Annotated in this window: 15 protein-coding genes; 8 read left to right on the forward strand and 7 right to left on the reverse strand. The window is 59.3% G+C overall.

Features of this window, described 5'->3' with window-relative positions:
- The first annotated feature begins 2 nt into the window (after positions 1-2).
- The 5 genes from AC2FJ6_RS08320 to AC2FJ6_RS08340 all read left to right on the forward strand — a co-directional run bounded on the left by AC2FJ6_RS08320 (position 3) and on the right by AC2FJ6_RS08340 (position 5,260).
- Positions 3-2,813, forward strand: a complete 2,811-nt coding sequence (locus AC2FJ6_RS08320; RefSeq protein WP_496668795.1) for a helicase-related protein — start codon at positions 3-5, stop codon at positions 2,811-2,813.
- A gap of 6 nt (positions 2,814-2,819) precedes the next feature.
- The gene (locus AC2FJ6_RS08325; protein ID WP_496668797.1) at positions 2,820-3,185 is read left to right on the forward strand and encodes an RNA-binding S4 domain-containing protein; all 366 of its coding nucleotides are present in this window, start codon (positions 2,820-2,822) and stop codon (positions 3,183-3,185) included.
- 66 nt (positions 3,186-3,251) lie between these two features.
- Complete coding sequence (gene fdxA, locus AC2FJ6_RS08330) at positions 3,252-3,590, forward strand: ferredoxin FdxA (protein WP_170769449.1); 339 nt, start codon at positions 3,252-3,254, stop codon at positions 3,588-3,590.
- 286 nt (positions 3,591-3,876) lie between these two features.
- Positions 3,877-4,386: a CarD family transcriptional regulator gene (locus tag AC2FJ6_RS08335; protein ID WP_170381457.1), complete on the forward strand. Its 510-nt coding sequence runs from the start codon at positions 3,877-3,879 to the stop codon at positions 4,384-4,386.
- Positions 4,387-4,489: 103 nt separating this feature from the next.
- Positions 4,490-5,260: a potassium channel family protein gene (locus AC2FJ6_RS08340; RefSeq protein ID WP_170769450.1), complete on the forward strand. Its 771-nt coding sequence runs from the start codon at positions 4,490-4,492 to the stop codon at positions 5,258-5,260.
- On the opposite strand, the gene cobS is transcribed toward AC2FJ6_RS08340, so the two are convergent.
- Positions 5,257-6,021, reverse strand: coding sequence for an adenosylcobinamide-GDP ribazoletransferase (gene cobS / locus AC2FJ6_RS08345; protein ID WP_496668799.1), 765 nt, complete (start codon positions 6,019-6,021; stop codon positions 5,257-5,259). The genes AC2FJ6_RS08340 and cobS overlap by 4 nt on opposite strands.
- Before the next feature lie 79 nt (positions 6,022-6,100).
- On the opposite strand from cobS, the gene cobT reads away from it, so the two are divergent.
- Positions 6,101-7,114 (forward strand): nicotinate-nucleotide--dimethylbenzimidazole phosphoribosyltransferase, encoded by a 1,014-nt coding sequence (gene cobT, locus AC2FJ6_RS08350; protein WP_170769452.1) that lies wholly within the window; start codon positions 6,101-6,103, stop codon positions 7,112-7,114.
- Positions 7,115-7,139: 25 nt separating this feature from the next.
- Here cobT and AC2FJ6_RS08355 read toward each other — a convergent pair whose 3' ends face one another.
- Positions 7,140-9,020, reverse strand: a complete 1,881-nt coding sequence (locus AC2FJ6_RS08355) for a monovalent cation:proton antiporter-2 (CPA2) family protein (protein WP_170769453.1) — start codon at positions 9,018-9,020, stop codon at positions 7,140-7,142.
- Positions 9,021-9,034: 14 nt separating this feature from the next.
- Positions 9,035-9,490, reverse strand: coding sequence for an Lrp/AsnC family transcriptional regulator (locus AC2FJ6_RS08360; RefSeq protein ID WP_170769454.1), 456 nt, complete (start codon positions 9,488-9,490; stop codon positions 9,035-9,037).
- Between the two features lie 146 nt (positions 9,491-9,636).
- On the opposite strand from AC2FJ6_RS08360, the gene hppD reads away from it, so the two are divergent.
- Positions 9,637-10,734: a 4-hydroxyphenylpyruvate dioxygenase gene (hppD, locus tag AC2FJ6_RS08365; RefSeq protein WP_170769455.1), complete on the forward strand. Its 1,098-nt coding sequence runs from the start codon at positions 9,637-9,639 to the stop codon at positions 10,732-10,734.
- Positions 10,735-10,780: 46 nt separating this feature from the next.
- On the opposite strand, the gene AC2FJ6_RS08370 is transcribed toward hppD, so the two are convergent.
- The gene (locus AC2FJ6_RS08370) at positions 10,781-12,625 is read right to left on the reverse strand and encodes a hypothetical protein (RefSeq protein WP_496668801.1); all 1,845 of its coding nucleotides are present in this window, start codon (positions 12,623-12,625) and stop codon (positions 10,781-10,783) included.
- Positions 12,626-12,844: 219 nt separating this feature from the next.
- Here AC2FJ6_RS08370 and AC2FJ6_RS08375 point away from each other — a divergent pair, with 219 nt between their 5' ends.
- Positions 12,845-13,540 carry an SIMPL domain-containing protein gene (locus AC2FJ6_RS08375; RefSeq protein WP_170769457.1) on the forward strand — a complete coding sequence of 232 codons (696 nt, stop codon included), beginning with the start codon at positions 12,845-12,847 and terminating at the stop codon, positions 13,538-13,540.
- A gap of 2 nt (positions 13,541-13,542) precedes the next feature.
- Here the strand turns inward: AC2FJ6_RS08375 and AC2FJ6_RS08380 are convergent, their stop codons facing one another.
- The 3 genes from AC2FJ6_RS08380 to AC2FJ6_RS08390 form a co-directional block, all read right to left on the reverse strand.
- Entirely contained in the window at positions 13,543-14,253 is a 711-nt protein-coding gene (locus AC2FJ6_RS08380) for a GNAT family N-acetyltransferase (RefSeq protein WP_170769458.1), read from the reverse strand.
- 3 nt (positions 14,254-14,256) lie between these two features.
- Complete coding sequence (locus AC2FJ6_RS08385; RefSeq protein ID WP_170769459.1) at positions 14,257-15,549, reverse strand: O-acetylhomoserine aminocarboxypropyltransferase/cysteine synthase family protein; 1,293 nt, start codon at positions 15,547-15,549, stop codon at positions 14,257-14,259.
- Positions 15,550-15,621: 72 nt separating this feature from the next.
- Complete coding sequence (locus AC2FJ6_RS08390) at positions 15,622-16,617, reverse strand: GT-B fold glycosyltransferase domain-containing protein (RefSeq protein ID WP_496668833.1); 996 nt, start codon at positions 16,615-16,617, stop codon at positions 15,622-15,624.
- Between the last annotated feature and the right edge of the window lie 26 nt (positions 16,618-16,643).

Below are 16,643 nucleotides of genomic sequence, written 5' to 3' on the forward strand. Positions count from 1 at the left end.
GAGTGAGCGGGTCATCCCGAATCGTGGCCGTACTGGGTCCGACGAACACAGGCAAAACGCATTACGCGATCGAGCGGATGCTGGGCCACCGGACAGGTGTTATCGGCCTGCCGCTTCGTCTGCTCGCGCGCGAGGTTTATGACAAGATCGTCGCCATTCGCGGGCCGTCGGTCGTGGCGCTTGTCACGGGCGAAGAGCGCATCGTGCCGCCACGCACCCAGTATTGGGTCTGTACGGTCGAGGCGATGCCCGAAGGCATGGGCGCCGATTTCGTGGCCATCGACGAAATCCAGCTCTGTACCGACCCCGAGCGCGGCCATGTTTTCACCGACCGTCTGTTGCGGTCTCGCGGTACAAGCGAGACGCTGTTCCTAGGCTCGGACACCATGCGTGGTCCCATATCAGCGCTGGTGCCCGAGGCACAGTTTGTGCGGCGCGAACGGATGTCTCAACTGGTCTATGCCGGATCGAAAAAGATCAGCCGGATGCCTCCACGCAGCGCCATCGTCGGGTTCTCGGTTGATAACGTCTATGCCATCGCGGAACTGCTGCGTCGTCAAAAGGGCGGGGCGGCCGTGGTCATGGGTGCGCTAAGCCCGCGCACCCGGAATGCGCAGGTCGATCTCTATCAGAATGGTGAGGTGGATTATCTGGTCGCCACCGACGCAATCGGGATGGGCCTGAACCTGGATGTGAATCACGTCGCGTTTTCTTCGCTGACCAAGTTCGACGGTCGGAGGATGAGGCCCCTGGCCCCCAACGAATTGGCACAGATCGCTGGCCGGGCCGGGCGCGGCATGTCGGACGGCACGTTCGGTGTCACAGGCGAAGCCCCGCCATTGGACGAGGGCGTGGCGCAGGCCATCATGGACAGCCGCTTTACGCCGATGAAAAAGCTGAACTGGCGGAATGCCGCTTTGCGGTTCGGATCCATCGAGGCGCTGATCGACTCGCTAGAAGTCAGTCCCGACAACGAAAACCTGCTCAAAGCACGGCCCGCCGACGATCTGAACGTGCTGAAATCGCTGTCACAAGTGACCGAAGTCATGGCCCGCGCCAGCGATCCTCAATCCGTGCGCCTGCTGTGGGATGTGTGCCGAATCCCCGATTTTCGCGGCATCAGCCATTCGGAACATGCCAGCCTGCTCGAGGTGATCTACGGGCATCTGCACGAACGCCAGTCGATCCCTGATGACTTCATGGCGCGGCAAATCCGCCGGATTGATCGGACGGACGGAGATATTGATGCGCTCTCCAAACGGCTGGCATATATTCGCACCTGGACATATGTTGCGCAACGAAACGGATGGGTGCGTGACGAATCCCATTGGCGTGAGGAAACGCGCACTGTAGAAGACAGGCTGTCAGATGCATTACATGACCGTCTGACCCAACGATTTGTGGACCGGCGCACATCCGTTTTGCTGCGGCGGCTCAAACAGAAGGAGGCCCTTTTGGCCGAAGTAAATGACAAGGGTGAAGTGACCGTCGAAGGCGAATTCGTCGGTCGTTTGGAAGGGTTCCGGTTTAGCCCGGACAAGGCTGCGCAGGGGACCGAGGCGAAAGCTTTGAAATCGGCGTCCTTGCAGGCCCTCGCGCCGCAATTCCATCTGCGCGCCGATCGCTTTTACAACGCACCCGATACCGAAATTGATTTCACCGAACAAGGTGGCCTTATGTGGGGAGAATATGCCGTCGGCAAGCTGGTTGCCGGGGCAGAGCCGCTCAAGCCGATGGTCGAGGTTTTTGTGGACGAGGCCGCCGGCCCGGATGTCGAACAGAAAGTGCAGCGCCGCCTGCAGCACTTCATCGACCGCAAGGTGGCCGCGCTGTTTGAGCCGCTGCTGAACTTGTCAAGGGACGAGGAGCTGAGCGGTCTGGCCAAGGGCTTCGCCTTCCGCATGGTCGAGGCATTGGGCATTCTGCCTCGCGCGCAGGTCGCGCAAGAGGTCAAGGATCTGGATCAGGACGCCCGCGGCGCGCTGCGCAAGCACGGCATCCGGTTTGGGCAGTTCACCATCTTCATGCCGCTGCTGCTGAAACCTGCGCCGACGCGCCTACGTCTGGTTCTGTGGGCGCTTGCGGGTGGTTTGCAGGAATTTCCCGAAGCGCCACCTCCGGGCCTGGTCACGGTGCCCGTCGCCAAGGACGCGCCGCAGGGGTATGACACCATGTGCGGTTACCGCGATGCCGGTGAGCGTTCGATCCGTATCGATATGCTGGAACGTCTGGCCGACATGCTGCGGTCTGAGGATAGTCGTGGTGGGTTCGAAGCAAAGCCCGACATGCTCTCGATCACCGGTATGACGCTCGAACAATTCGCCGACCTGATGCAAGGCTTGGGTTACAAGGCCGAGCGGGGCGAGCGTGAAAAGATCAAAGCTGCTCCGGCTGAACAGCCTGCGGCAGACGCGGCAGAGCAACCTGTCGCTGAGGAAACCCCGGCCCCCGAAGCGCCCACCGATGCGGTCGCCGCACCCGCCGAGGCGCCAGCCGAGGCCACGACAAGCACCGAGGCGGCAGCCGAGGCTCCGGTCGCAGAACCCGCAACTGATGAGCCCGAGGTTGAGGTGTTCTACACCTTCACATGGGGCCGCCAGCGCCAGCAAAGCCGCGGTCCGCGCCGCGAACTGGGGCAGGGTAAGGGCAAGCCGCGTGGCAAGCCGCAGGACAACCGCCGCCCGCAAGGCAAAAAAGGTGGCAAGCCGCAGGGCGCGAAGTCTTTCTCGTCCCGCCCGCCCAAGAAAGAGAAAGCCATTGATCCCGACAACCCCTTCGCCGCTGCGTTGATGGGGCTGAAGGACGGCAACTAAGCACGGATGTCCGAGGCCAAGCTGCGGATCGACAAATGGCTGTGGCAGGCGCGGTTCTTCAAGACCCGCAGCCTGTCCGCCAAGCAGGTCAGCGGCGGCCATGTGCGTGTCAACGGTAACCGGGTTCTGAAACCGGCGACAGCTATCAACCCCGGCGATGTTCTGACCTTTCCTCAGGGCCGCATTGTGCGTGTTGTGCGGGTGGAAAAACTGGGTGAACGGCGCGGTCCGGCCCCCGAGGCACAAACGCTATATACGGATTTGACCGAAAAGCAGGACAAGCCGCTGCAAAATCCAAGCTTTGAAGGAAAAGGTCGTCCAACCAAGAAAGATCGGCGCGCGCTTGATCTTTCTCGCAATCACGATAGCTGATCCTATCTTGAAGCCGAGGCCATACTGATTTAGCTAGACGCCCAAAGCGCAAACGGGAATCCGACCATGACCTACGTTGTCACTGAAAACTGCATTGGCTGCAAATATACCGACTGTGTCGAAGTATGCCCGGTGGATTGTTTCTACGAAGGTGAGAACACGTTGGTCATCCACCCCGATGAATGCATCGACTGCGGCGTGTGCGAACCCGAATGCCCCGCCGACGCAATCCGCCCCGATACCGAGCCGGGTATGGATGAATGGGTCGAGTTCAACCGAAAATACTCGGAAATGTGGCCGGTCATCGTGACCAAGAAAGACCCCTTGCCAGAAGCCGAGGAACGCGACGGCGAAGAAGGCAAGATGGAGAAGTACTTCTCTGAAGCGCCCGGCGAAGGTGGCTAAGCGATTCGCTCTCTGAACTCAGTGGTTTAGATGCCGAAAAAACGCCACAACCTTATGTTTAATAATGACTTTATCGGCTCATTGGTCGGTAGCGCTTTTGTGTGTCGCATTTTTGTGATATACTTCGTAGCTGAATGATGACTGAGCTGGGGATGACTCCGTAAGTATGGACGCTTTGGAGTTCTAATTTTTTGACAAACAAACTGCCTGACCGGGCCTTCAAGGCACGGTTTTGGGGTGTTTTGTCGTTTTTTTGTCTGGCTCTGCTAACCAAGGATGAACCTGAATGTCTAAGTCGAAAAAGCTTGAGTTCCGCCCGAACGATTATGTGGTCTACCCCGCGCATGGTGTGGGTCAGATTATCTCGATCGAGGAACAGGAAGTTGCCGGGTATTCGCTTGAGCTGTTTGTGATCTCGTTCGAGAAAGACAAGATGACCCTGCGGGTGCCGACCAACAAGGTGACCGAATCCGGTCTGCGGTCGCTGAGTTCGCCCGACGTGATCTCTCAGGCGATGAAGACGTTGAAGGGCAAGGCCAAGGTGAAGCGCGCAATGTGGTCGCGCCGGGCGCAGGAATATGAACAGAAAATCAACTCGGGCGACCTGATCTCGATCGCAGAGGTGGTCCGCGACCTGCACCGCACTGACGATCAGCGCGAACAAAGCTATTCCGAGCGTCAGCTCTATGAAGCTGCCTTGGAACGTCTGACTCGTGAAGTTGCAGCCGTATCCGGCGCCGGTGAAGTGTCGGCCGCCAAGCAGGTGGATGAGGTGCTGACCTCGCGCGCTGCCTGATCGCATTGCTTTGAATAGTTGGGGCCGCTCCTGTTGGGGGCGGCCTTTTTTATTTTCTACCTCTTCGTTTGGGGGTATTTTCCCAATAGGTAGAGGCGTCTAGATGGCCCAGATAAAGAAAACGCTCAAATATCTGTATATCGGACATGACCCGGTTTCGGTCTGGTTTCGCTATGGGCTGATCCTGTTCGACGCGGTGACAATCGTGTTTTTTGTCGCCACTGCGCATATTTCACACGGTCCTGGGATCACGATCGCCAGCATGTTCGTCGGGTTCCTGATCCTGCTGGACTTTTCGGCGCGCCTATGGATCGCGCGGGACCGGCGCAAACTATTCTTCAAGATTTACACCCTGGCCGATCTGGTTGTGATCGTGTCGCTAATGCTCGACCCATTCCTTTCGGGCAATCTGGCCTTTCTGCGGATTCTGCGCGCTCTGCGCCTAATCCATTCCTTTCACTTACTGCGCGATCTGCGCCGCGACGTCCAATATTTCCGCACCCATGAAGACGCGGTTATTGCCGCCATCAATCTGCTGGTCTTTGTATTCGTGACCTCGACTGCCGTTCTGGTCTTTTTCATCCCCGAGGATAGCCAGACCCCTTATATTGACGCTTTGTATTTCACCATGGCGACGCTGACGACAACGGGGTTCGGCGACATCACGCTGGACACACCGGGCGGTAAGCTGATTTCGGTCTTTATCATGGTGGTTGGGGTGGCGCTGTTCGTGCGGCTGGCGCAGGCGATTTTCATGCCTCAAAAAGTACGGCACAAATGCCGAAGCTGCGGCTTGTATCGACACGACCCAGACGCTGTGCACTGCAAACATTGCGGCGAAGTGTTGCGGATCGAAACTGGAGGCGCGTCCTAAAGCGCCGCCGCCAGCGCTATCAGAATGGCAAGCTCGGTCATCACCTGCGTTGCGCCCAACACGTCGCCGGTCTGTCCCCGAATTTTGGATCTGGCGACCAAACCGATGGCGAACGTAACAATAGCGGCGACAATCAAAGCCTTAAATGCGGTGGCACCAATCAAGATCAGGGCCATTGCGAAGGCAAAGGCAGCCCCGATCCCAGTAGTGGACGACAGGGGAGCGCCGACCGAATGGCTCAGACCAGCGTTTCTGGCGTTGGGCAGGGCAGTCATCAATATCGGCATCATTGCGCGCGACAGGATGCAGGCTGTCAGTATGCCTCCGAAAGCGCCAGTTGCCAGCAAGGGGGCGATCAGCGCGACGCGCAGGGCTTGCGACAAGATCAGGACAAGAACGCCATAAGTGCCGATGTGGCTGTCTTTCATGATCTCAAGACGTCGGGCCGGGTCAAACCCGCCCCAGAACCCGTCTGTGGTGTCAGCCAGCCCGTCCTCGTGCATGGCCCCGGTACACAGGATCAGCACTGCAACCAGTATGATGGCGCAGGCCAACGGGGGCAGGCCCCAAGCCGATCCGACCCATCCCGCCGCACAGGCAAGAGCGCCGACAACGAAACCGGCGGACGGAAACGCCCAGGCGGCTAAGACCTGACGATCAAAAGCATCCTCGGGCAGGCGCGGGATCGGTAAACGCGTCAACAGGACCAGTGCCAGCAGTATATCCCAGTGGGAAATGAGTTTGGTGTCGTTTTTTAGCACTCCCGCGCCTTTCAGGGTCTTGTTGCTTTGGTCGCTTCGGTTAAACACACAGGACCACTCTGATGCAATGAGGCTTTGGATGCTGCCAGACCTGACCGACCTGAATTCTTTTCGTGACGCCCTTTCTAATGCGCCCGGACCCGATGGCGACGCCCGTCAGGGTGCTGCGGACCGGAACGGACAATTGACCAAACCTCCAGGTGCGCTGGGGCGGCTAGAAGATCTGGCGATCTGGTATGCGGCCTGGCGTGGGGACGCGCGGCCGCAGATCAATGCGCCGCAGGTCATTGTCTTTGCCGGAAACCATGGTGTTACGGCGCAGGGCGTTTCGGCCTTTCCGCCCGAAGTGACCGTGCAGATGGTGATGAATTTCGAACGTGGCGGCGCGGCGATCAACCAGTTGGCCAAAGCGGCGGGTGCAACGATGGACGTGCACGCGCTGGAGCTTGACCGTCCGACCGTGGATTTCACCACCGGTCCGGCCATGTCCGAGGACGAACTGTTGCGTGCGCTGCAAACCGGCTGGAACGCAGTGAACTCGGAAGCTGACCTGCTGGTCGTGGGCGAGATGGGGATTGGCAACACCACCCCCGCCGCCGCGATTGCCTGCGCCCTGTTCGGAGGCGAAGCCGCCGATTGGACCGGGCGTGGAACCGGCGTAGACGATGCCGGTCTGGCCAACAAAACCCGCGTAGTGGCTGAGGGTGTAGCCCTGAATGGCGGTTCGGGCGACGGGTTGGAGGTGCTGCGCTGTCTGGGCGGGCGCGAGATTGCGGCCATGGCTGGGGCGATTGCTGCCGCCCGCATTCTGCGCATTCCGGTTGTTTTGGACGGGTTCATCTGTTCAGCTGCTGCGGCCTGTCTGGCCCGCACGGTCGACGGGGCGCTGGATCACACCGTGGCAGGCCATCAAAGCGCTGAAGGCGCGCATGGCGCGGTGCTCACCCAGCTTGGCAAAGAACCGCTGCTCAGCCTCGGGCTACGACTGGGTGAGGGGTCGGGCGGGGCGCTTGCCATCAATATCGTCAAAAGCGCCGTCGCCTGTCATTCCGGTATGGCGACCTTCGCCGAGGCTGGCGTGTCGGACGGCTAAGCCAAAGGGCCTGACCGGCGCACGGTCAGGCCGATTTTTGCGCGTGTTTTTCGGCCAGCTCCAACAGCTCGGTCTCTAAGTCTTTCTCAAGCTGACGGGCCCGATCGATATATTTCTTGTTCTCGCCGGTGGGCATCCCTGGGATCCACAGTTCGGCCAATTCCCGAACAGCGGTCCGGTCGTGGTGGTAAAAGGTCTGCTCGGCCTGCGCGGCCTCGTAGTCGCTGAGGCCGATATTCTCGAGCACATAGCGCCCAGCCCGGAGCGATCCGTCAAACATCTCGCGCACGATGTCATTGGCCCCGGCCTGATACAGCTCATACACATGGGTTCGGTCATGAGCGCGGGCGACGATATGAAGGTCGGGACGCTGGCGGCGGGCGAAGCTGACCAGCCGCGTGACTGTCTTGGGGTCATCCATCGCAGCAACCAGAACCGAGGCTTTCTCTAACCCGGCGGCACGCAGCAGTTCTGGGCGGGTGGGATCGCCCAGGAACCCTTTGACGCCAAACCGACGCATCAGCTGGATGGTTTCGATATCGTGGTCCAGAACGATTGTCTTGAACCCGCTGGCACGCACCAGCCGGTTCACAATCTGACCAAACCGACCGATACCTGCGATGATCACCGGGCCTTTCTCGTCGATCTCATCGGGTTCGGGGACGGGTCCGCCATCGCTGATCCGGCGCGAGAGCAGGTCGTAGATGATGAACAAAAGTGGCGTAATCAACATTGTAAGGGCGATGATCATCAGCAGCTTTTGTGACAGATCGGGCGGGATGACGTTTTGCTGTGTTGAGAAGGCCAGCAGAACAAAGCCAAATTCACCCGCTTGCGCTAAACCCAAGGTGAATAGCCAATGATCGCGCCCGCGCAGTTTGAAGGCACGGCCAACCAGAAACAGGATGATGCCTTTGGCCAGAATGACCAAAAGGGCGAGGCCTATCAGATCAAACGGGTCGTTGAAGAAATAGGCGACATCAATCCCGGCCCCCACGGTGATAAAGAACAACCCCAAAAACAGACCTTTGAACGGTTCCAGGTCGCTTTCCATTTCATGGCGGAACTCCGAACTTGCCAGAACCACGCCTGCCAGGAATGCGCCAAGGGCAGGCGAAAGGCCGACCAACGTCATCAGGAAGGAAATCCCCACGACGATCATCAGCGCCAGCGCCGTGTACATCTCGCGCAGGCGGGTGGCATGGATGAAGCGAAACAAGGGGCGGGTCAGGTAGATGCCGGCAAGAATGACGAAAGCGATGGCGGCCAGTGTCACTAGCGTCACAGCCCACCCGGGCAGGCCTTCGACCAGGGATAGGCTGTGATGGGCCTTGTCATGCAGATCAGCCGCGCCCCGCTCGATAGATCCGTCATTCTGGATGTGAGGCACCGCAGGCAGCGCTAGCAGAGGCAGCAAGGCCAGCATCGGGATCACCGCAATATCCTGCGTTAACAGAACTGAGAACGTAGCCCGGCCGCCATTTGTCTGCATCAACCCCTTTTCCGACAGGGTTTGCAGCACAATCGCGGTTGAGGACAATGACAGGGTCAACCCGACAGCTAGCGCCACCGACCACGGGTGGTTGGCATACATGGCCACGCAGGCAATCACCGCAGTGGACAACAGAACCTGCAGCCCACCAAGACCCAGTAGCCGTTCGCGCATATCCCACAAGGCGCGAGGCTCCAGTTCCAGCCCGATCAGGAACAGCATCATGACAACACCGAATTCGGCAACATGTTGCAGGCTTTCAGTCTCGGCCCCCACCAGTCCGAACATCGGACCGATGACAATACCGGCGGCCAGGTATCCCAATACCGACCCAAGACCCAGGCGCGCCGATAAGGGCACAGCGATCACGGCAGCCGCCAGATAGATCGAAGCCTGGTATAGGAAATCGTCCATATTATCCTCTCGGGTCAGGTGGGCAGGGGCGCATCGCGCTTGAGTTGGTCCATCACGATCTGGCTTTGCACCCGTGCTACCGCAGGATGCGGCAGTATCACTTGATGAAGCAAGCGATTGAGCGCGGAAAGATCGTCGCAATATACATGCAGCAGATAGTCAGCCTCGCCGGTCATCGTCCAGGCGCTGGTGATCTCGGGTCGCGTGTCCACCAAACGGGCGAAACTGTCGGATTGCTCGGGGCCATGGGTGCCCAGATGTACCTGGATAAAACCTTGCACCTGCAAGCCAAGCTTCAGTGGGTCCAGCCGCGCGGCATAGCCGGTGATATACCCCTCGGCCTCGAGCCGTTGACGGCGGCGTCCGGCCTGACTGGGCGACAGGTTCAGCATCTCACCCAATTGATGGGCCGTCAGGTGCGCATTTGTCTGAAGCGCCGACAAAAGCCGTGTGTCTATTGAATCCAACACCTGCGCAAATTCCTCATTAAATCATCAAAACGTGCGGATATCTCGCACTTGAACTTAGTTTACTCGAAAACAATGCGCAGAAACAGCGCCGAATAAGACATATTTTGGAATCAGCAAAGAAATTCCTGTTTTCACGGAGACGCGCCATGGGACCCTTCCCGCATAACGCCCCGAAATCTGTCATCAGCCCCGAAAATCCGGCCGGAACCGACGGGTTCGAGTTTGTCGAATTCGCCCATCCCGAGCCGCAGGAACTGCGCGACCTGTTCGCCAAGATGGGGTTTGAGTTGGTCGGCCACCACAAGGACAAGCCCTCGGTCGAGCTGTGGCAGCAGGGCGACGTGACCTATATCCTCAACGCGGATCCCGAGAGCTTTGCCGCCAAGTTTGTCGCAGAACATGGCCCTTGCGCCCCGTCGATGGGCTGGCGAGTTGTGGATGCGAAAAAAGCCTTCGAGCATGCCGTCAGCAAGGGCGCCGAGCCCTATGATGCTGCGGACAAAACGATGGACGTTCCCGCGATCAAAGGGATTGGCGGATCGCTGATCTATTTCATCGATCAATATTATGACACCTCACCCTATAATCAGGAATTCACATGGATCGAACAGTCCAAGCCGCGCGGCGACGGGTTCTATTACCTCGATCACCTGACCCACAACGTCTACAAGGGAAATATGGACAAGTGGTTCAAATTTTACGGCGATTTGTTCAACTTCCGTGAGATTCGTTTTTTTGACATTCAGGGTAAGTTCACCGGGCTTTATAGCCGCGCGCTGACATCCCCCTGCGGCCGTATCCGCATTCCTATCAACGAAGACCGGGGCGAGACGGGCCAGATCGTGTCCTACCTCAAGAAATACAAAGGCGAGGGTATTCAGCATATCGCGGTGGGCAGCGAGGACATCTATGCCTCGACCGATGCGATTGCCGAAAAGGGTCTGAAGTTTATGCCGGGCCCGAACGAAGCCTATTACCACATGTCCAAGGACCGCGTGGCCGACCATGAAGAGCCGCTGGACCGGATGATGAAACACGGCATTCTGATCGACGGCGAGGGCGTGCTGGACGGGGGCGAAACCCGGATCTTGCTGCAAATCTTCTCGAAAACCGTGATCGGCCCGATTTTCTTCGAGTTTATCCAACGCAAAGGAGATGACGGGTTTGGTGAAGGAAATTTCCAGGCTCTGTTCGAATCCATCGAGCGCGAACAAATCGAATCCGGTGAAATTTCAGCCGCTTGATCCTGTGTCTTAACTTGATCTCGGGGGCGGCCTGCGCCCCCGGTGATCAACTTCTGGGCAGCCGCAATGTTACGTTCTGGCCGCGTTTTTGATAGCGCAGTTCGGAATCGCCAATCGCCACCACATTGCCGCCGTCCAGCCTGTCTCCGACTTTCAACTTCTTGTAGCGCCCACTGGGCAGACGCACCAAGGCGCGTCGGTTGGCAGGCGTCCCATAGACGCCGATCAGGTTCAGCTTGCGCAGGTTGATCGCGTTATCGATTGTCGCCTGCCGCGCGACCGAAGCAGAGGACGGGATTTTTGGCGCGACCGCTTTGGGCTGGAAGGACTCCGCCTCGTCAACGGATTGCGCAACGGCGGCGGTCGATCCCAAATTCACAGTGTTAACACGCGCGCTACGAGCTGCCCCGGCAGGGCGCGGTTTAGGGCGCGGGACGCGAACTACGGCCAGTGCGGTGGGTGTGTAGTCAATCTCTGGCGGCTTCAGGGATGCAGGTCGCAGTTTGGGGCGCAAGACTGCCAATTCCTGCAATGTGCGCCCGCCAAGCTGCTGGCGCTCGAACTGGTCGATCAGGTTCTCGGGGCGCGGCTTTGGCCGCAGCTCGGCCAGACGCGATGTCGCCTCATCAGGGACAGGCTCTTCCTCGAACCGCACGGGGACATCCGGGGGTACTTTCGACGGGCGGCCGAGATAGACGACAATGCCGTCCGGGTTCAACGTGCCCTCGGCAGTGGGTGTCACCAAGCCGCGCTCGTCCAACTCAAAACGGGTGCCTGCAGCCGATGGTTGCGCGACCGGGTCGAATTCCAGATCGGTGTCAAACCTTGCGACTTGCGGCAGGGCAACCGCGTCGCGAGACAGGTCCGACGGGTCGATGGAGGCCAGATAGATATCTTCAGCCTCAACAGCGACGGGGCTGTTCAGGGGCTGAGGTGTTTCAAACCGCACAGCAGGCAGCAACGGTTGCGGCTCAGGTTCGGGCGCGATCGGTTCAACAACGGTGGGCGCCACTTTCAGCGCCTCGAGGATGGCGACATCTGTGGCGGAAAGCGCAGGTTCTTCTGGTTCGGCAGGGGCCGGAATTGGTTCGGACGCGGCGGTTTCTATTTCAACGGGGTCACTTACGACCGTTTCTGTCGCGCGCGGTTCATCTGGTTCGGGTTCCGCGAAGTCCGTCACATCCGGATCGGCCTCCACAGATTCCAATGGTTCAGGCGGGGCGACCGCAATCTCGGGATCAACCTCGATTTGGGCGGTTTCCGTCTCTTGGACTTCGTCGTCGGGATTGCCGCCAAGCGCCCAGACTAAAATGGCCACCGCTGCAACACCTGCGACTGCTGCGGGAACCGTATATTGCGTCAGGTTCGCTGCATACGGAATGGACCGAGTCTCGGCTTCAGGGACCGACCGGAAATCCGCAGCAGCGGGAGAGGGCGCTACGACATGTACAGCTGGTTGCGGAGTGTCGGGAACGGGTGCCGCGATAGGCTCGGGTGACAGGAACTGAGGCGCTTCGGGATAGTCTTCACCATCGGTTGGTGCCGTGATCTGAACCGGTACGAATCCATGTTCAGTGGCAAACTCGCGGGCTTCGGTTAGCGTTTGTTTCGCCACAGCGGCGACGTGAATGATCTGGTCCCTTGTTGCGGTATCATAAACCAGCTCGTCCAACGTGTAAGGCGTCGCGCTGGTCAGAGCCGTCTCAACAGATCCGTCCGCGCCATCGGCGTCGACAGCCAGATAGCGTACCTGATCTTTCGGCAGCACCAGCGTACAGCTCAGCTGCGTCTCAAGCGCAAAGGCCTTGTCGCGTAGCGTGGCAAGCTGCGTGCCCAGATCCGGCTCATCCACGAACACATCACCAAGCCAAAATGAGTCATTGTTGGCCAAATGGTGCAAAGAGATTCCGGTAGACGAAAAAATCAGCTCAAAGGCAGGTTTCATAAGCCGGACGAACCATAGTTATCAGGGTCAAAACAGACAGGCATCCCGTCCGCAGACCGACATTAAAGCAGGATCTTGCCGAGGGAAAGAAAAAGCCGGGTTTCCCCCTTGTTCGGCAGACCCTTGCCACCCCATCTTGACAGTAACGAAATCGGAGGGAAGACCTTGAAGAAATTCGCTTTTCTGGCGGCCTTGATGGCCGCAACCGCGGTTGGCGCAGCCCATGCGGAAGAACGTCGCATCACCGTTAGCGCAGCAGGCACTGTGCTGGCTGAACCGGACATGGCCACCATTACTCTGGGCGTTACCAATGAGAATGCGCAGGCCGCTGCCGCGATGAAGGCCACGTCAGATGCTGTGTCGCAAATCCTGGCACGGCTGGACCAGATGGGGATCGACGCGCGCGATGTGCAGACCCGCGATCTGTCACTGTCACCGGTCTGGGCGGGCCGTGGCAACCAAGCTGGAGAACGGCCTGAAATCTCGGGCTTTTCAGCCTCAAACCGCGTGTTTGTGCGGGTGCGTGATCTGACGCAGTTGGGCGCAGTGATGGATGCGGTCATCCAAGACGGGGCCAATGATTTCGGCGGTCTCAGCTTTGGTATTCAAGACCCCAAACCGCTGGAGGCTGAGGCGCGTGCCAAAGCCGTGGCCGAGGCGACAGCCAAGGCCGAGCAACTGGCGCAGGCAGCCACGGTCACACTGGGCCCTGTTCAGCAGATCAGCGAGCAGGTCGGCGGCATCCGGCCTGCGGCCCAGATGCGCGAATTCGCGGCGGCGGATGCAGGTGGAATTCCGCTGGCAGGAGGCGAGGTCTCGGTCTCGGTCAATGTCACGATGGAGTTTGGGATTTCCCAGTAAGCTCAGCGTGATGCGCGGGCTTGCAGTGACTGGCGCTGCTGGCCCGTCTGGTCGAAGTTTTCAGGGGTCAACCATGCCTCGAAAGCCGATCGAATACGGGGCCATTCGCTGTCCAGAATCGAATACCACGCGGTGTCCCGGTTGCGTCCTTTATAATGGGTTGCTTGCCGGAAGATTCCTTCGAAGGTGAAGCCCAGCCGCTCGGCCGCGCTGCGCGACGGCGCGTTCAACGCATCGCACTTCCACTCATACCGGCGATAGCCCAGTTCGTCGAAGACCCGCCGCATCATCAGATACATCGCTTCAGTCGCCACGGGCGTGCGCTGCATCAAGGGTGAGAAATGGATATAGCCGACCTCGACGACGCCGGCGTCGGGGGTGATACGCAAATAGGTTGCGTGGCCAACCGGAGTGCCGGTTGCGTCCAGAACAGTGTGAAACATCGGATCCGCGCTGCGTTCGGCCTGTTTCATCCAGTCCGAGAACGCGGGCTCGGATGTGATCGGCTCTTCTGGCAAGTAGGTCCAGTTCCGACCGTCTTCGTCCTGCGCAAACGCCCGGTAGAGGCCGGATGTATGCTGTTTCGCATCCAAAGGAACCACTGAACAAAACCGCCCCGGCATATCGGTGCGGGGGGGCATCGGGCGTGGAAACTCACCCGACACCGGCGCGCCGATGGGTTGGCCAAAGGCGTTGGTTCGGTGGTCCGTCATCATTCAGGCGGTGGCTTTGGACAGAGCCTGATCCAGATCAGCGATCAGGTCATCTGCATCCTCAATCCCGATCGAGACACGTACAACGCCGGGACCTGCCCCTGCAGCTTCTTGCTGTTCAGGGGTCAACTGCCGGTGCGTGGTCGAGGCCGAATGGATAATCAGCGAGCGCGCATCGCCGAGGTTCGCAACATGGCTGAAGATTTCCAGCGCGTTCACCAGCTTGACGCAGGCATCATAGCCGCCTTTGACTGCAAAGGTGAACAGCGCACCGGCGCCTTTCTTGTACTGCGCCTTGACCCGGTCGTGGTAGGGGGACGAGGGTAGGCCCGCATAGGTCACGTAATCCACCCGGTCATCGGCCTCCAACCAGGCTGCAATCTTCTGCGCGTTCTCAACGTGACGCTCCATCCGCAGCGACAGGGTTTCGATCCCCATCAGCGTATAGTGCGCCGCCTGCGGGTTCATGGTCATGCCCAGATCGCGCAGACCGATGGCGATACCGTGGAAGGTGAAGGCCAGCGGCCCGAAGGTCTCGTGGAATTTTAGGCCGTGATAGGCGGGTTCGGGTTCGCTGAGCGAGGGGAACTTGTCATTCGCCGACCAGTCGAACTTACCCGAATCCACGATGCAACCGCCCGTGACGGTTCCGTTGCCGGTCAGGTATTTGGTGGTCGAATGTACCACCAACGTCGCGCCCTGTTCGATGGGGCGGCAGAGGTAAGGCGTGGCCGAGGTGTTGTCGACGATCAGCGGAATGCCCGCCGCGTCCGCGACATCCGCCATCGCCCGGATATCGGTGACGTAGCCGCCGGGGTTCGAAATGGATTCGCAGAACACAGCGCGGGTGTTTTCGTCAATCGCGGCCTTTACCGCCTCGGGGTCGTCCATATCGACGAATTTGGCCGACCAGCCAAATCGTTTGATGGTCTGGCTGAACTGCGTGACCGTGCCACCATACAGGCGGGTCGAGGCCACAACGTTGCAGCCCGGTCCCATCAGCGGGAACAGCGCCATGATCTGCGCCGCGTGACCTGACGAGCAGCAGACAGCGCCCACGCCACCCTCAAGCGTTGCCACGCGCTCTTGCAGCACGGCGACGGTGGGGTTGGTCAGACGGGAATAGATGAAGCCCACCTCTTGCAGGTTGAACAGCGCGGCCGCGTGGTCGGCATCACGAAAGACATAGGCCGTGGTCTGATAGATCGGCGTCTGGCGTGCGCCTGTGGCCGGATCGGGCCGGGCGCCTGCATGAATCTGAAGCGTGTCAAAGCCATAAGTGGGGCCGTCAGACATGGTCGAAATCTCCCTTTTGTATGTGTGTTGCAGAATCTCTAGGCGATCAAGGGCGTGCGCACAACAACGCAGTCAGCGCATCCACAATCCCTTGGCCTTGATCTTGTTGCGGATAGCCTGTTCACGTTGCGGCAGGTTCTCGCGATCAAACGTCGCGCGGATTTTGTGACCTTTGCGTTGAATCACCAGTTTGCGGATCGGGTCATAGCCCTTGAGCACTTTCTTGATCCGGTTCGGGGCCGCCACAGTTTCCAGTACCTCGACCACATGATCGCTTTCGCGGGCGTAGAGCAGCGGAAACAGCCGGTAGTGGCAAGTGACAGAGCCGTCCAACAGGCCAGCGGGCAGGGCGTCGCGCCCTCCGCCCAGTGAATGAACGACCAGCGGCAGCGCCACCTGATCCAGCCAGGGGTCCAGCACCTGACCGGCCAGTTCGGGGATATCTTCGTCACGTATGATCTGCGCGTAGTCACGGAATCGCTCCCCAAACGTGCGCGGGCAGGAATAGAAGAAGTAGCCTGCGTTGAAATACAGGTAGCGACGCCAGTAATCATGCGGTTGGCCGGTATCCAGCGAACTGTCGAAATCCAGGCTGAACCGCTGATAGAGCGCCCGCCAAATTCCGTCGAAACCGGGGCCGTAGAGGGTCGGGCGGGGCCATGTCCCCTCGACCTTCAGCGAAGCGCTTGGGCGGGAAAAATCAAAGGGGACAGTGTTCAGATCACCGGTGATGAGCGTGTCACTGTCGAAGAACACAAAGGGCTCACCCTCGGGCAGGGCCAGCAAAGCCTCGATTTTGTTGCCGTAGGGATAGCTTTCGCCAAATACCTGCGAGTCGAAGGGCAATATCTCGACATCCAACTGGCGCAGCGCGTTCAGGATATCTTCGTTCTGAATGCTGGGGTCTTGTGACCAAAGCGGGCCGGGTTGGGGCACGGCGACGAACACACGACCGGCAAAGTCGGGGCTGCTGTGACGGAGTGAGGCGGCAAACAGTAGCGACTCGTATTGCAGGCGGTTGTTTTGTCCGATCAGGACGATGTTGAATGTCTTGGGGGTGGCCTGCATCGGTGTCCGGTCAATCACTGGGGTAT

It is taken from the genome of Ruegeria sp. CDSA089 (assembly GCF_059612205.1).

Coding starts and splice junctions, on each gene's coding strand:
- fdxA (WP_170769449.1), top strand. CDS start 3,252: ATGACCTACGTTGTCACTGAAAACTGCATTGGCTGCAAATATACCGAC.
- hppD (WP_170769455.1), top strand. CDS start 9,637: ATGGGACCCTTCCCGCATAACGCCCCGAAATCTGTCATCAGCCCCGAA.
- AC2FJ6_RS08385 (WP_170769459.1), bottom strand. CDS start 15,549: ATGTCTGACGGCCCCACTTATGGCTTTGACACGCTTCAGATTCATGCA.
- cobT (WP_170769452.1), top strand. CDS start 6,101: ATGCTGCCAGACCTGACCGACCTGAATTCTTTTCGTGACGCCCTTTCT.
- AC2FJ6_RS08340 (WP_170769450.1), top strand. CDS start 4,490: ATGGCCCAGATAAAGAAAACGCTCAAATATCTGTATATCGGACATGAC.
- AC2FJ6_RS08380 (WP_170769458.1), bottom strand. CDS start 14,253: ATGACGGACCACCGAACCAACGCCTTTGGCCAACCCATCGGCGCGCCG.
- AC2FJ6_RS08335 (WP_170381457.1), top strand. CDS start 3,877: ATGTCTAAGTCGAAAAAGCTTGAGTTCCGCCCGAACGATTATGTGGTC.
- AC2FJ6_RS08355 (WP_170769453.1), bottom strand. CDS start 9,020: ATGGACGATTTCCTATACCAGGCTTCGATCTATCTGGCGGCTGCCGTG.
- AC2FJ6_RS08390 (WP_496668833.1), bottom strand. CDS start 16,617: ATGCAGGCCACCCCCAAGACATTCAACATCGTCCTGATCGGACAAAAC.
- AC2FJ6_RS08325 (WP_496668797.1), top strand. CDS start 2,820: ATGTCCGAGGCCAAGCTGCGGATCGACAAATGGCTGTGGCAGGCGCGG.